General features: G+C 46.3%; 7 protein-coding genes. All 7 read right to left on the minus strand.

All coding sequences use genetic code 11. The features are described from left to right. Nucleotides 1-173 precede the first annotated feature (173 nt). The gene (locus M1B78_RS10345; protein WP_257940615.1) at nucleotides 174-2327 is read right to left on the minus strand and encodes a glycoside hydrolase family 97 protein; all 2154 of its coding nucleotides are present in this window, start codon (nucleotides 2325-2327) and stop codon (nucleotides 174-176) included. Nucleotides 2328-2348: 21 nt separating this feature from the next. Further along, complete coding sequence (locus M1B78_RS10350; protein WP_257940616.1) at nucleotides 2349-4847, minus strand: glycoside hydrolase family 31 protein; 2499 nt, start codon at nucleotides 4845-4847, stop codon at nucleotides 2349-2351. 33 nt (nucleotides 4848-4880) lie between these two features. Continuing rightward, the gene (locus tag M1B78_RS10355) at nucleotides 4881-6686 is read right to left on the minus strand and encodes a glycoside hydrolase family 66 protein (RefSeq protein WP_257940617.1); all 1806 of its coding nucleotides are present in this window, start codon (nucleotides 6684-6686) and stop codon (nucleotides 4881-4883) included. A gap of 13 nt (nucleotides 6687-6699) precedes the next feature. After that, a complete protein-coding gene (locus M1B78_RS10360) occupies nucleotides 6700-8196 on the minus strand; it encodes a SusF/SusE family outer membrane protein (protein ID WP_257940618.1) in 1497 nt (498 codons plus the stop codon). Nucleotides 8197-8215: 19 nt separating this feature from the next. Further along, nucleotides 8216-9706 (minus strand): RagB/SusD family nutrient uptake outer membrane protein, encoded by a 1491-nt coding sequence (locus M1B78_RS10365; RefSeq protein WP_257940619.1) that lies wholly within the window; start codon nucleotides 9704-9706, stop codon nucleotides 8216-8218. A gap of 14 nt (nucleotides 9707-9720) precedes the next feature. Next, nucleotides 9721-12723: a SusC/RagA family TonB-linked outer membrane protein gene (locus M1B78_RS10370; protein WP_257940620.1), complete on the minus strand. Its 3003-nt coding sequence runs from the start codon at nucleotides 12721-12723 to the stop codon at nucleotides 9721-9723. Between the two features lie 249 nt (nucleotides 12724-12972). Further along, entirely contained in the window at nucleotides 12973-14631 is a 1659-nt protein-coding gene (locus M1B78_RS10375) for a DUF6377 domain-containing protein (protein WP_257940621.1), read from the minus strand. Between the last annotated feature and the right edge of the window lie 168 nt (nucleotides 14632-14799).

The raw sequence follows: 14799 nt of genomic DNA on the forward strand, positions 1-14799 counted from the left end.
GAATAGAAGCAAAGGAACGAATAGTCAATAAGTGTTATAAAACATACTTTTTTATTTGGATAATTTGCACATTCTCCCAATATCCGTATCTTTGCAATGTGTTTTTCATAGTATTAGATTTAAGGTTAACAAAGGTTGGAGTACAGCGGTACTCCTTTTTTTATGCCCGTAAATCAAATATTCCCGGAAAGCCTCTTCAGTCCCTTCAATACAGATTTATCTTTCACCTCCATGATGCTGATGGCATAGCCGCCACCGGAAGCAGCTTTCAGTTTCAAGACCGTTTTGGGAGAAACGATACCTTCACGGATAACATAAGCTTGCGGATTTGTCTTATAATCGGCATCTTTTGCATCGGCATAGACGGTTGCAATATACTGCTTGTCTGCATCCAGGAAGTCCAGTTTCAAAGTTGAAGCATGTCCGTGCTCACTGCTGGTGCAACCGATAAACCAATCATTCGTACCTTTTGCCTTACGGGCAACAGTGATGTAACGTCCCGGCTCAGCTTCCAGATAGCGGCTGTCGTCCCAATCCACAGCCACATCTTTGATGAACTGGAAAGCATCCATGAAACGCTCATAATTCTCAGGAAGGTCGGCAGCCATTTGTAGAGGGCTGTACATAGTGACATAGAGTGCCAGCTGACGTGCCAAAGTAGTGTTGGCATGAGTGTGGCTGTTCGGATTCAGTTTGTTGATGTCCATTTCAAAGATACCGGGCGTATAGTCCATCGGGCCGCCTTGCAGACGGGTAAACGGAAGTATCGTTGTGTGGAAGGGCTTGTTACCGGAAAAAGCCTCATACTCCGTGCCTCGGGCAGATTCATTGCCTATCAGATTGGGATAGGTACGGCATAAACCGGTCGGACGTACCGCTTCATGGGCATTGACCATTATCTTGTGTTTGGCAGCTTCGGTCACGGCGTATAGGTAATGGTTGTTCATCCATTGTCCATAGTGATGCTCGCCACGGGGAATCATATTGCCTACGTAGCCACTCTTTACCGAATTATATCCGTATTTGTTCATCAGCCGGTAGGCGGCCTCCATGTGCCGCTCATAGTTACGGACGGAAGCCGATGTTTCATGGTGCATCATCAGACGGACACCCTTGGAATGGGCATATTCATTCAGATACTTGATGTCAAAATCGGGATAAGGAGTCACGAAATCGAAAACATAATCCTTGGAATTACCGAACCAGTCTTCCCAACCCGTATTCCAACCCTCCACCAATACTTGGTCAAAACCGTGTTCGGCAGCAAAGTCTATGTACTTCTTCACATTAGCCGTGTTGGCCGGATGAATGCCGTTCGGTTTCATCTTGGAATAGTCCGTATCATCCAGTTTCACAGAAGGGAGGTCAAAAGTATATGCCCAGGGCTTTCCCCCTGCAATCATTTCCCACCATACGCCGACATATTTCACCGGCTTAATCCAGGAGGTATCATCATACTTGCAAGGCTCATTCAGATTGAGAATCAAATTGGAGGCCAGTATCTCGCGGGCATCATCACTGACCATGACCGTACGCCAGGGAGTATGGCAGGGAGACTGCATATATCCTTTATTTCCTTGGGCGTCCGGAGTCAGCCAGGATTCAAAAACGAGGTTCTTGTCATCCAGGTTGAGATGCATGCAGGAGTAGTCCACCAAAGCTGCCTCGTGCAGGTTAAGGTACACTCCATCAGCTGTTTTAAGCTGTATGGAAGTCTGGACACCCGTCGGCGAAAAGACAGTTTGTGACGCATTGTCGCTCACAGCTCCCTGCAGCAGTCCACGGATTTCAGAGAGCCTGGACTCCGTGTAATCATATTCCTGGGTATCATAATCTCCCGGAATCCACCAGGCAGTATGGTCGCCGGTCATGGCAAACCGGGAATGCTCTTCCTTTATCACAAAATAAACCAGATTCTTCTGTTGCGGAAACTCATAACGGAATCCCACGCCGTCATCATATACCCGAAAACGGATATTCATAAAACGAGTGGTAGACGGTTGTTCAAGTTCTACCAGCAATTCGTTGTAGTGGTTGCAGATATCTTTTGTTTCCCCCCACACCGGTTGCCAGGTTTCATCGAAAGTGGAAGTAGAAGTCCTTACTACTTTGAAACCATCCATCAGGCTGGTAGCTCCTTTAAGTTCCAGTCCCAACGTACTGAGATTGATGACAGGGGCCCCTTTATAATCCACCTGATAGGCTGGTCTCCCGTCTTTTGTCAGTTCAAAATCCAGCTTCACCATGCCCGAAGGGGATGAAATGCCTTCAGCATTCCCCGCTAGGGCAGAAAAAAGCAAAGCCGCGCTAAGTACAAATTTCTTCATAATAATGATATGTTTTTTGTGTTAATAGATAAACTCAATGATATGCTCCTTTCCATCATCCGGTAACCTCAGCAGGCAGGTCTCCTGCTTCTTGTCGGGACACCAGGCAGTTATCGTAAACTCTGTCTCCCGATTTTCTTCCAGCTTTCCGACATTCGTTTTCTTGATTTTCTGACCGTCCAGCAAAGCCGTTTTCGGCATCTGTTCCGTATAGATGCAGAACATCAGGTTTCGTTGGCCGGGTAAGCTATATTTCTCACCGGTCCGTGTACCTACTTTCAGCATATAGCCTTTGTCGGTAGTCTGGCAAGTAATAGGAGTGCGCATGAACTCTCCACGCAAATATCCTAAATCAGTTCCTGCATCTTCATAAAGCGAGAAGGTTGTTTCACTGCCCGCTGCAGCAGGAAATATCTCAAACGTAACCGGATAGACAAGTTTCTCGTCCGTATAGTTCATGACCGGCATTTGGGGTATGATGCTTCCTTGCTTTACAAACATAGGAATAGTATTGAGGGGAGCATCCACCGTCATCCATTGCTCACCGCTATATGCTGTGTGTTTGTTGTTGTAGTCAATCCAAGTTCCTTCAGGAAGATACACATTCTTGTTTCGCGCTCCTTTTTTTACTACCGGAGCAACCAGTAGCTCACTGCCAAACATAAACTGGGCATCCGTAGAGAACGTTTCCATATCTGCCGGATATTCCAGAAACATCGGTCGCATGAGGGGCAACCCCGTTTCGTGTGCTTCGCGGGCATACGTATAGATATAAGGCAAAAGGCGATATTTCAATTCGATGGCTGTCTTGGCATTCTTCTCGGACTCTTCGCCGAACAGCCACGGTTCCACAGCCACATTGCCCTCATGATGAATGCGGCTCAGGGGATTGAAAGCGCCCATCTGTATCCACCGCGTATAAAGTTCAGCCATCGCAGGATAATCCTCTATATCTCCGCAATAACCGGTAATATCACAAGTAGTAAAAGGAATAATTCCCAAACCGGCAGACAACAATACCGGAATCTGATTGGCCATCTGCCCCCAGCCCTGCGTCACGTCATCACCGTTTCCACAGTCACCAGTCCAGCCGAAGGTATAGCGTTGCAAGCCCGCAAAAGCGGCACGTGTCATCTGAAATACGCGACGGTCAGGATTCCGTTTTTCAAACTGCTCCTTCACCACCTTATCCCACGTAAGACCATAAACATTGTGAATCTCATCATGCATGCCCAAATGGTGTTTCATCACCAGCCGTTCCGTCTGCTCCTCATTGCTCCAGGCAGGCTCACCCATATCAGTCCAGAAACCGGCAATGCCATCATCAATGGGCTTCTGCTGATAAGTTCCCCACCAGTCTGCCACAGCAGGAAGGGTGAAGTCTACTACGCCACAATTACCGCCCCAGGGCCAGGGCATGTCATAACTCCTGCCGTCGGTGGAGTCCTTTACCAGATACCCTAACCTATCGGCTTCCTCCCATTGCCGCTTATTGGCTTGTGAAATGACCGGATCTTGCGAAACCACCACCTTGAAGCCCATATCCTTGAGGTCTGCAAGCATCTTTTTCGGATTCTCGTAGTTCCCTTTCCGCCACTCAAAATCCTGCAAATATTGTGTCCAGCCGATGTCTTGGTAAATAACATCACAAGGAATTCCACGCTTACGATAGCCTTCAGCTATTTCATAAGACAATTTCTCGCTCGTCAGCAGTCCCCGGCATTGTGCAAAGCCCAATGCCCATTTAGGAGGCATTATGGGTTTTCCCGTCAGGTCGACATATTGTTTCATGATTTCCTTATAATCCTTCCCGAAGATGAAATAATAAATCATCTCTCCCCCAGGAGCCTCGAAACTGTAGTAATCGCGGCTTTCCGTACCAAACTTAAATTCGGTTTTATACGTATTGTCCAGGAAAATACCATAACGATAACTGCTCATAAAGAACGGAATACTCTTGTAGAGCGGATCCTCAACGATGCTATAACAAGGCTTGTCGCTATTCCACATCTTGTAGGCTTCACCCCGACGATCCAGCTTGCCGGTCTTTTCTCCCAGGCCGAAGAAGTGTTCATCGCGACGAAGAATCTTGTATTCCAGTTTGCGTTGTCCGTCACTGATATGTCCTTTATCGGCATAATCACTGAACAGCAGTTTCTGATACTTGTCGAATATCTGTAAGTTAAACGGGGATTTGTTTACCCGAATGCGAAGCTTGGGAGTAAAAATCTCGTAACAAGCATTCTGCTCGTCCACATGAACAGTACCCACATCTTCCAAGTCCTCATTAACAACGGCAAAAGAAGGATTATTGCGCTGGAAACTTCCATCGGGAGAAAACCAGATACGCACCGTAGACTGGCTGCACAGGCGCAATTGTATGGCAGAACTGTCATTCAAATGAAAGGTCACACTCCGCTCGTTGCTGGTATAGGACGTACAGTCTCCAGTACGGCTCTGCGCATATGCATATACCGTAAATGCACAGAGCGTGAAAAATGAAAGTATATATTTCTTCATTACCATAATCTGTTTGTTCCTTAATAAAATATTTTACTCCATCACAAGCATTGTCCAGTACTTCAGCAAGGGCAAGGTAAAGGTAACCGTACCGTCTTTCTGTTCAAACACCAGTTCCTGCGAAGCACCGGCATGGAAATCGGGCGATGCAACCCATATCTTGTTCACTTTGCCGGAAACATTCATCTTCAGCGGCACGTCATATACCAAGCGCGGTTCAGGCATTGTCCCATTCAAATCCCTCCAACTCAAATTATCTGCATTGAGGAAGTTAAGCAAATGAATGACTTGCCTGCCATTTACATTTTTGGCATAAACAGTGATGGCAGACTTCTGCGGTGGCCACACATTCAGAGAAAGATTCTGTGTGGCATCCGTACAAGTCAAAGAAACAGCTATCTCCGCCTCCGTATCCTTGTCACGAAGTAGATTCTGATAAGCTGTCATAAAGTCATAATAACGAATCATGGCTGTTTTCAGTACATCGTTCATTTGCAAAGCCGTGCTTGGAAAGTACTCGCGGCATAGCATGTGGTCGCCCAATTCCAAATGTGAACCACCCAATGCAAACATCACGGCATCCGTCAGCAGCACACCCGGTGTATTGAACTCACCGGTACTGCTACCTGCCTTGTCATAGTTCATGTATGCGGCAAACACCGTTTTCAAGGTATGGTTGCCATACTGGTCGTTCGCTTTGATAATGGTGTGCAAATCCTTGAAGCCTGCCTCATCGCCCCATACTTCATTATAAAGGAAATCCACTTTACCCGTACCAGCTATCTGGGAAGCTCCATAGCTGGAGACGGCATTCATCACCAAACGCTTGTCCGGATGCTTCTGTTTCATGGCTTCGATGAACGAGGCATATCCCTTAGGCAGATTTACCTTATTGCCATCATAGTCATAGCGGTCACCCCGGTTTCCCAGTTGGTCTATCTGATAACCGTCAAAGTCCAGATTGGCATAAACATCATCGTTTTTCTGGGCAATATATGCCTGCCATTCCGTATTGGTGGGATTGAGCAGGAAGATATTACTTTTCCAACTGGAGGGCAAGTCATGCGAATCCTTATCCATACGTCCCGTGTTCTTGAATATGTACCATTCTTCCTTTACTCCGTCGGAAACGGCATCGTCCAAAGCTCCGAAACATAGATTGTAAAACATGGACTTCATGCCCAGGCTGTGTTGTGTAGAGATATACTTCTTCACTACCTCGGTATAGACCTCCCGGTTGGCAATGTCCTTATAGACCTCGTCCAGATGCTCACGCGTACCACCTAACGGCCAGTGATGCTTGTTGTGCCAATCCTGAAACTGTACCCCGTTAATGTGGCAACGGTTCAGGAAAGCCATCTCCTTCTCTATCACTCCATCCACCTTTTTCGAAGCATCAAAAGTGGCAACGAAACCATAACGTGGAAAACGTGTCCAGTCACTGGATACATCTACGGCAATAGTACCAAGAATAACCTCTGTTCCATTCTCTTTTGTACGGTATACATCCACCAGATAACCGGTATAATCGGTTGCCGGAGCAGTCCAAGTCCAAGTAGTACCGACAGCAGCCTGCTCCGATACAACCTTGTCCATTGTCCGGTAGCGGATTTTAGCTCCGGCAGGAAGGGCGTCAGCTGTAAAAGAAACACTCTCGCCCGGCCGGTAACATGCCTTGTCAGTAGTGAGATTGACCGTCAAGTCCGAGGTGACTGGGGTTACTTCCGTAACCCCTCCACTCTCTCCGCCTCCACCGGTACCGCTACCGGTATCATCACTCTCCTTGCTGCATGCAACCAGCAGCAAGGCTACCATTGTTGTATAAACTATCTTCTTCATCTATTGTAGATACTTATTGTTTCACGATTGAAATTGTCTCTTCCAGCTGATTCAAAGTAATCAGATAGGAACCTGCTGTCGTAATCTTCCACTTCTGGTCGATGCCGCCTACCATCACGTCCAGATATTGCGCTTTGAACGCTTCGTCTGATTTATCAAGGAAAAGCATCGGTTCTGTTTCTCCTGCAGGCTGTTTGTCTGCTACAGCCGGCATGAACCAGGCTCCATTCCAATCTTCCTGCTTATCACAAGTAAATTTCAACTCACCGGCATTCAGCGTACCTTTCCAAGTAAACACATACGGATTATCCGTTGTCTGCATCGGCGTAGCATCACCAATCGTCCAACCGGCCGGAGTAGCATCACCTACCATATAAATCATCTCATATGGAGTAAATTCGCTCATCATCATGCGTTCCTTACCACTACGGATATCCATGCAAATCTTGTAGGCCTTGCCGCATTCCCCGTCTTTCAGCACCCATTTATTGTCCGGGTCGAACCCTTTCACAAACACCACTTCTGTATCGGTATAAGCAGCATCGGCGTTCTTGGCCTTATACATGTTCTCCCAACTTCCATCGGAGGTTCCGAACTTGAATTCCCCTCCTTTGCCCACTTCGAAGAACTTGCCGAAGCGGAACAAGTATGGGTCGAGCACATCTTGTTTCATCTTCACGAATCCCCAATCCGTAGCGTTACCCACAAAATAAAGCTGGTCGTAGGCAGGTGCCAACGTCTCTGTCTGGGTCAATGTAAGAACACCGGTAAACAGATTGACCTCAACGATGTAATTATGATCTTCTTCGACAATAAAAGGTATGTCCGGCTGGTCATCACTGCTACGAAGCATCAGCAAGCCGTCTGTTCCCTTGTTGTAAGAGGGCAGGAATGAGCCTAAGGTCGTGATGAACTTAAATTCACCCGCAACAAGTCGGCCCGTCCATGTAAAGATACCATTGTCCTTGCGGATCATTTCTGTCGCATCATCGGCACTCCATCCGCCCGGAGTGGCACTACCTATAAGATAAAGGGTGGATGTAAGCGGTTTATAAGCAGTAACGCTGAAAGCAGTGATAGATACCTGCTTTTCGTCCCGTTCCGTTACAACAGCTGTCAACCGCGCCTCCAGCGAAATGTTCTCCCCGGCAGTTGCCCCAAAATGGTTGCGCAGGATGTCATTCAATTCCTCCACGCTCTTTTTCCATGAGTATTCTTGTACGGCATTCTCCACAGCCACATAAGAGTTTGCAAAATTACTGCCGGCCTTTGCCAGTTCCAACGTATAGGATATTTTATTGCCCGTCCCATAATTGGTTCCCGTAGTCCAGGAAAGCTCCAGGGCATCATCGGCATGTGCCTGCTCATTCAAAACAACTTCCGTCTTGCTGGCCGTCAGTACAAGTTCATTCTGTCCTTTATCCAATTCCATGTAATCATCATCTACACAAGCAGATAAGGCTGCACAGCCCAGTAAGGCAAATACAAGGTGTGAAATATATTTCTTCATATTCTTCTGATTAAATTAATTAATAACCCGGGTTCTGCACCATTAAGGTATTAGCATCCATCTCCGTCTGCGGAATAGGGAACAGCAAGCGGTTCTTGTTCACGTTGCTCTTTCCAATGGAATGCAGGAATTTAATGGCATACTCTCCATTGTTGACACGAATCATGTCGAACCAGCGATGCCCTTCGAAAGCTAGTTCCATGCGGCGCTCATGGATAATCTTTTCACGCATGGTTTCCTGTGACAAGCCCGAAACCTCCGGCAGTCCGGCACGCTTACGTACAATATTCAAAGGAGCGGCAGCCTGATCGGGATGCCCCATTTCATTCAAAGCTTCGGCTTTCTTCAACAGAACATCCGCGTAGCGATAAACCACGAAGTTCGCAGGATTGGTGTTATACTCCGGAGAAACCGTTTTCGACACTAGGAACTTGCGTACATTGTATCCCGTATTGGAATAAGAGCTTTTGTAAGCCTTACCGTCAAAGTCCGGACATCCGGCATAAAGCACGGTCAAATCCTTACGTTTGTCACCGCTCTCATATTGCCCCACAAATTCTTCTGTAGGCTGGTTCCAGCCATAACTTCCGGCAACAAAATCCGAATTACGGGGCCCCATGAAAGTGGAAAGCCAGGAAGACTGCGGGTTGTTCCCCCAGAAATCATATTCCGTATTGCCCGAATACTGGACCTCGAACAAAGATTCCGGCCCGTTATTGACCAATGCATCGAAATTGTCCTCATACTTGCAGGAAGAAAGGTCATACCCCAGGTTCGTTATCTCATCACACAAGTCAACAACCTCCTGATAATATTCCGTATGATTAGGGGCCAGCGTCAGATAAATATCTGCCAACATGACCAAAGCTGCATCCTTGCAAGCACGTCCCACATTTTCGTCGTCGTAAGAAGACTTGGCAGGAAGCAGGTCAACCGCATTCTTACAATCGGAAATTATCTGGGCATAAGTCTCTTCGACTGTAGCGCGTGCAATGTCTGTCGGTTCTTCCGGATTATAAGGAGCTAAACGCAAAGGAACACCACCGTACAGACGTACCAGCACATAGTAATAATGTGCACGGAGGAAATAAGCCTCTCCCAGACAACGGTTCTTAATTCTTTCTGACACGGCTTCAGCCTCCAAAAGACTATTCAACACAATGTTGCATTGTCCTATCCCCACCCAGGGAGAACGCCACATGTACAATGCCATGCCATTGTCGCTCTGCGTTATGAAGTTAGAAGCTTGTATCGTTTCAAGGCCGTCGGTACCGCCACCGGCACCAACCAAGCTATTGCCTGCCACAATATCCAATGTCCAGATACGCTGGTTGTACATATTGGAAGACTGAAGGGTGCGATAGCAGGCATTGGTCAGAGCAATGGCCACATCATCGGTCACCGTCGTTTCCGGGTCAACCGTATTTTTAGGAGACTTGTCCAGGAAGTCGCTGCAGGAAGCCAGCAGCAATACCGCCAGCATATATAGTAAATTTGTTATCTTTTTCATATCCGAGTCAATCATTAAAAGTTAAAGTTTAATCCTACACTGAACGTACGGGAGATGGGGTAACGATTCTGATCTATTCCGTTAATACCCACTTCGGGGTCGAAACCGGAATATCCGGTGATGGTAGCCACATTCTCACAAGAGAGTGAAAGGCGTGCATTCTCAATCCGGGCTTTCTGCAACCACTGCTTCGGGAAAGTATATGAGAGTGTGATATTCTTCAAGCGCAGATAAGAACCATTCTCCACAAAGCGATCTGATACGCGTGTATTCTGATTGGGGTCGCCGAACACGGCACGCGGCATCGAATTACTGGTCCCCTCTCCTTGCCAACGCTCCAGTACGTCGATAGTCTGGTTATAGGCAGCTGCCATACCGGTATTGTCGATATTGTTGGCATTGTATATCTTATTTCCGGCTATACCTTGCAGGAAAACAGAAAGTTCGAAACCCTTATAGGAAAGGCTGTTGTTCATGGAGAACAGCCAACTTGGGTTCGGGTTACCGATGACGGTACGGTCACTATCATTGATGACACCATCGTTGTTCAAATCCCTGAAACGGATATCACCCGGCTCAGCTCCCGGCTGCACGGCATGTGTATTCACTTCAGACTGGTTCTGGAAGATTCCGTCCGTAACATAGCCGTAGAAGACATTAATGGGATAGTCCTTTGCTAGCATCGTTACATAGGAGTTATTGATTTGGTTAATGTAATAAGGAACGTCGCTGTTCAAATCCTTAATTTTGTTCTTGTTGTAAGTGGCGGTCAGGTTCGTTTCCCATCCCAGTTCACCGGTAAGATTGATGGTATGCAGACTCATTTCAATACCTTGATTACGTACTTTTCCGGCATTGGTATACGTGGTTGTAGTATCTTCAAATCCCGATGTGATGGGGATAGACGCCTTTACCAGCATGTCTCTCGTCTCCTTCAGATAAGCATCGAACGAGAACATAACGCGTGAATTGAACAGTGAGGCATCAAAACCGATGTTGGTTTGTGCCACCTCTTCCCAATGGATATACGGGTTAGCGAGGGTAGAAGAAACCAGCGCTGTCTGATTGCCGCTCGAAATGCCGAAAGGATATACACTAGTATTGTAGGATGCCAGATAGCTGTAGTTTCCAACACTTGCCTGGCTACCGGTCACACCGTATCCCGCACGCACTTTCAGGTCATTGATATAGTCGTTTTTTGGAAACCACTTTTCCTGAGAGGTACGCCATGCCACAGATACGGAAGGGAAAGTACCCCAGCGATGTTTCTTACCGAAACGGCTGGAACCGTCACGACGAATGGTTGCAGTCAGCAAATAGCGGTCTTCGTAAGAGTAGTTGACACGTGCCATGTAAGAGAGCAATGCCCACTCTGTCTCGTTTCCACCGATGGCATACATTTCCTCGCCATTATCCATTTCGTGCACATTGTCGAACATAAACACATTCTTCTGCGCATTCAAGTAGTCGTGGGTGTTCCATTGGGCAGACATACCGGCCATCAATCCCACACGATGTTTTTCTGCAAAAGTATGGTCGAATAGGAAATAGTTGTCCCACAAATAAGTGAACGACTTGTTATCGCTCTTATAACGTGAAGTCTCCTCTGTGGGAGTGGGTTTCCAGTTATACTTGGGGGTAAAGTTGTCTATGAACCAGAATTTGGCATCATAGCCGAAAGTACTTTTAAACTTAAGCCATTTGGTAAAAGTAAGTTCTGCCGTCAAGTTGGCCAGGAAGTTATATCCATCAGTCTGACTCTTGTTCAGTTCCGTCGGTCCAATGGGGTTGCGCGTGCTGCCATACCATTCCGAGTTACCATCAGGGCCACTCCAACTGCCATCTTCATTCTTCACCGGATAAATGGGGAGCGCTTTCAGCGCATCACCTATATTATAGCTGCCCGACTTCTTCGTATCGGCACTGAACGTAATGTTATTGGAGAACTTCAACCATTTCAAGACTTGCGCATCGCTGTTGGACTGGAATGTGAAGCGACGGTAATTCACACTCTTCACGATACCGGACTGATCCAGAAAACCACCGGACACATAATAATGGGATTTCTCGTTACCGCCGGAATAACTTACCGTATAGTTCTGCATCACACCCGTACGGAGCAATTCATCCATCCAGTCGGTACCTGCACCCAATTCAGAAGGATTGGCCCATTCCGGATTAGGATTGCGTCCACTGTTCACCATCATGTCATTACTCAACTCGGCATACTGCGCCGCGTTCAATAAAGAAGGTACGTTCGTAGCATTCTGGAAAGAGTAATTGGCAGATACAGCAAGTTTTCCTTTTCCTTCCGTACCGCGTTTGGTGGTAATCATCACAACTCCATTAGCTCCCCGGGAACCGTAGATGGCTGTGGCCGAAGCATCCTTCAATACATCCAAACGTTCCACATCGGCCATATTCAAGGAAGACAAGCCCAAGTCGGTAGGCACTCCGTCAATCACGACCAGCGGGTCGCAGTTGTTGATAGAACCCAAACCACGAATCTTGATGGATACATTGTCTCCCGGTTTACCGGCATCTACAATCTGCACACCTGAGATTTTTCCCTGGATGGCTTGTCCCAAATTGGATACGGGGGAATCCTTGATATCCTTGTTGCCAATGGAGGACACTGCTCCTGTAAGGTCGCTTTTCTTCATGGTGCCATACCCTATCACCACCACTTCATCCAGCATTTCGGCATCTTCAGACAAAACTACCTGAAGCTGTTTCTGTCCCTTCACCTGCACCTCTTGAGTCTTATAGCCTACAAATGAAACGACAAGAGTACCGTTCGGAGACATGTTCAAAGAGAAATCACCGTCAATACCGGTTATTGTCCCATTTGTGGTTCCTTTTTCCATTACACTGGCGCCAATAACCGTTTCACCGGTCTGGTCTTTCACTACACCTTGTACTGTAATTTGCTGTGCGAACATGCACATCGGAAGTAACATCCCTATCAGACAAACCATCATCCGTAGCCTGCTGATTGGCATTTTGTACTTTTGCATAATATAAGAATTTAAAGTTAATAATAAAAACATAAATCACATGTGTCACTCTTTCCGAAGAGGAACAATGCAAATGTATCAGATAAGAGAAGCCAATAGTGGAGGAAAGAGTAAAAAAGTAGTGGATTACAGCATTAAAACAGGTTTAAAGTTCTATTTATCAATGATATATAAAACCATTATACAACTAAAAAAGTAGTGAAAATATAAGCGTAAAAGAGACACTTTCAGGCTTCAAAATCCCTATTTTCAGTTCTTCGACTTGCCAATTTTCATCACTTCCTGTTCCAATAAGTCGCGGTCACCGGCAGCCTTGTTGCGAACCTTCGTACGATAGTTATAAATGGTGGTAACAGAATATCGAAGGAACTGGGCTATCTTCACGCTGTCAGTAATACCCAAACGTATCAATGCAAAGATACGCAACTCTGTATTCATCCGTTCGCCATTTTTCAGGGATATTTGCTCATTATCGGCAAGCAGGGCATTGAAGTCTTCTACAAAAGTAGGAAACAGCTGCAGGAAAGTATTGTCAAAGTTGGTATAGAATTCCTTCAATTCTCCTTCTATGAATTTGGAAGACTTGATGTTCTTGTAAAGCTCTTCCACATTTCCGGTAGCGGCAATCTTTCCCAGCGACCGGCGGTAATTGTCCATCTTTTCCAAATAGACCGAGCACTGATCCATATATCGGCCGATATACTCCTCCTTCAGATAAGAGTTCTCAGCAATGCTATGGTTCGCCTCCTTGAGCTGTGCATTGGAGAGATGAAGCTCATTGTTCAGCTCCTTCAGCCGTTTGTTGGCATCAATCACTTCTCTGCGGGCAGCAGCCACTTTCTTCATCTGCTTGTACACATAGAATATGGCAAGCAACAGAAAAAGTGAAAGCAGGCTGATAGATACCAGTGCCCATTTCATCTGCTCTTGCTGCTTCTCTGTCTTTTGCTGGTAAGCATCATTAATGATAGGAAAGATTTCCAGAATCTCCAGCTTGCGCAATCGGGCATTGCAGGCGGCTGCGTCTTCCATACATATCTTCACATAAGAATAGGCACGCTCGATATCCCCTTCCTGGTAAAGCAGTACCGCGAGCTTGCGCAAAGAGACATATTCACGGACAGCGGTTTTCATATCCGCTATAGCAGAAACAATCAGGTATTCCTTTTCCTTCTCCTTGTCACCTTTCAGACGGTAAGACTCTGATAAAGTATAGGCACAAATCGCAACGTCGTGTTCATAGTCCTTCTGCTGTGCCAGATAATCTGTCAGCAAACGGATGGCCTTGTCACATTCATTGCGTACATTATACTGGTCGGACTGAATCAAGGTATGTATCAGAAGATTATCTTTATTGACCAGCAACAACGAATCACGATATCTGTCCGTAAGCTCCGCATAAAGCTTCTTTTCATATTCCGTCACAGCATAATCGGCCATAAGGCCATAGACCGTACGATAGATATGGTAATAATATGGACGGATAGCCTCCGATAACCGATTTGCATGAATATTCTGCATTAAATCCATAACCTCCTTATACATACCGGTCATTCCCAAAACATCTGCTTTATTCATGCGGGCATTGTCTATGTATTCCGGGTTTCCAAGACGTATGGCTATCCGTTCCCTCTCCTCGGCCACGTACAATGCAGAATCCGTATTGAACGAACGGTACTCATCCAGCAATGTGCCAAGAATGGCAAAACGTTCTTCAGCCGGTATCTGCCGATACAACTGTCTTTTCAGCTCCACCAGCTTCAGCTCTTTCTGCTCCATATATATGGGACGCTCCTTTATCACCCGGTCCAGTTTCAGCAGCAAAGAATCCGCCCGGCTGCTGTTTGCAGCATAAAGGCGGCACATACAGATGGTACAAAGACACAAGAATATGATTATATTTTTCATACGGCTTTCTGATTAGTCAAAGGCAATACTTTTTGAGAATCCTCATGCAAAAGTAATTAAAATACCATAAAATCCTATTCTACTATCATTAAAAGCTCGAAAGCAGAGTGATAAAAGGGCATACTGCAAGCAAAAGATTTAAAATATTGAATTACCTTTACGGAGAAT

The sequence above is a fragment of the Bacteroides muris (ex Fokt et al. 2023) genome (assembly GCF_024704895.1).
Taxonomy (GTDB): domain Bacteria; phylum Bacteroidota; class Bacteroidia; order Bacteroidales; family Bacteroidaceae; genus Bacteroides; species Bacteroides muris.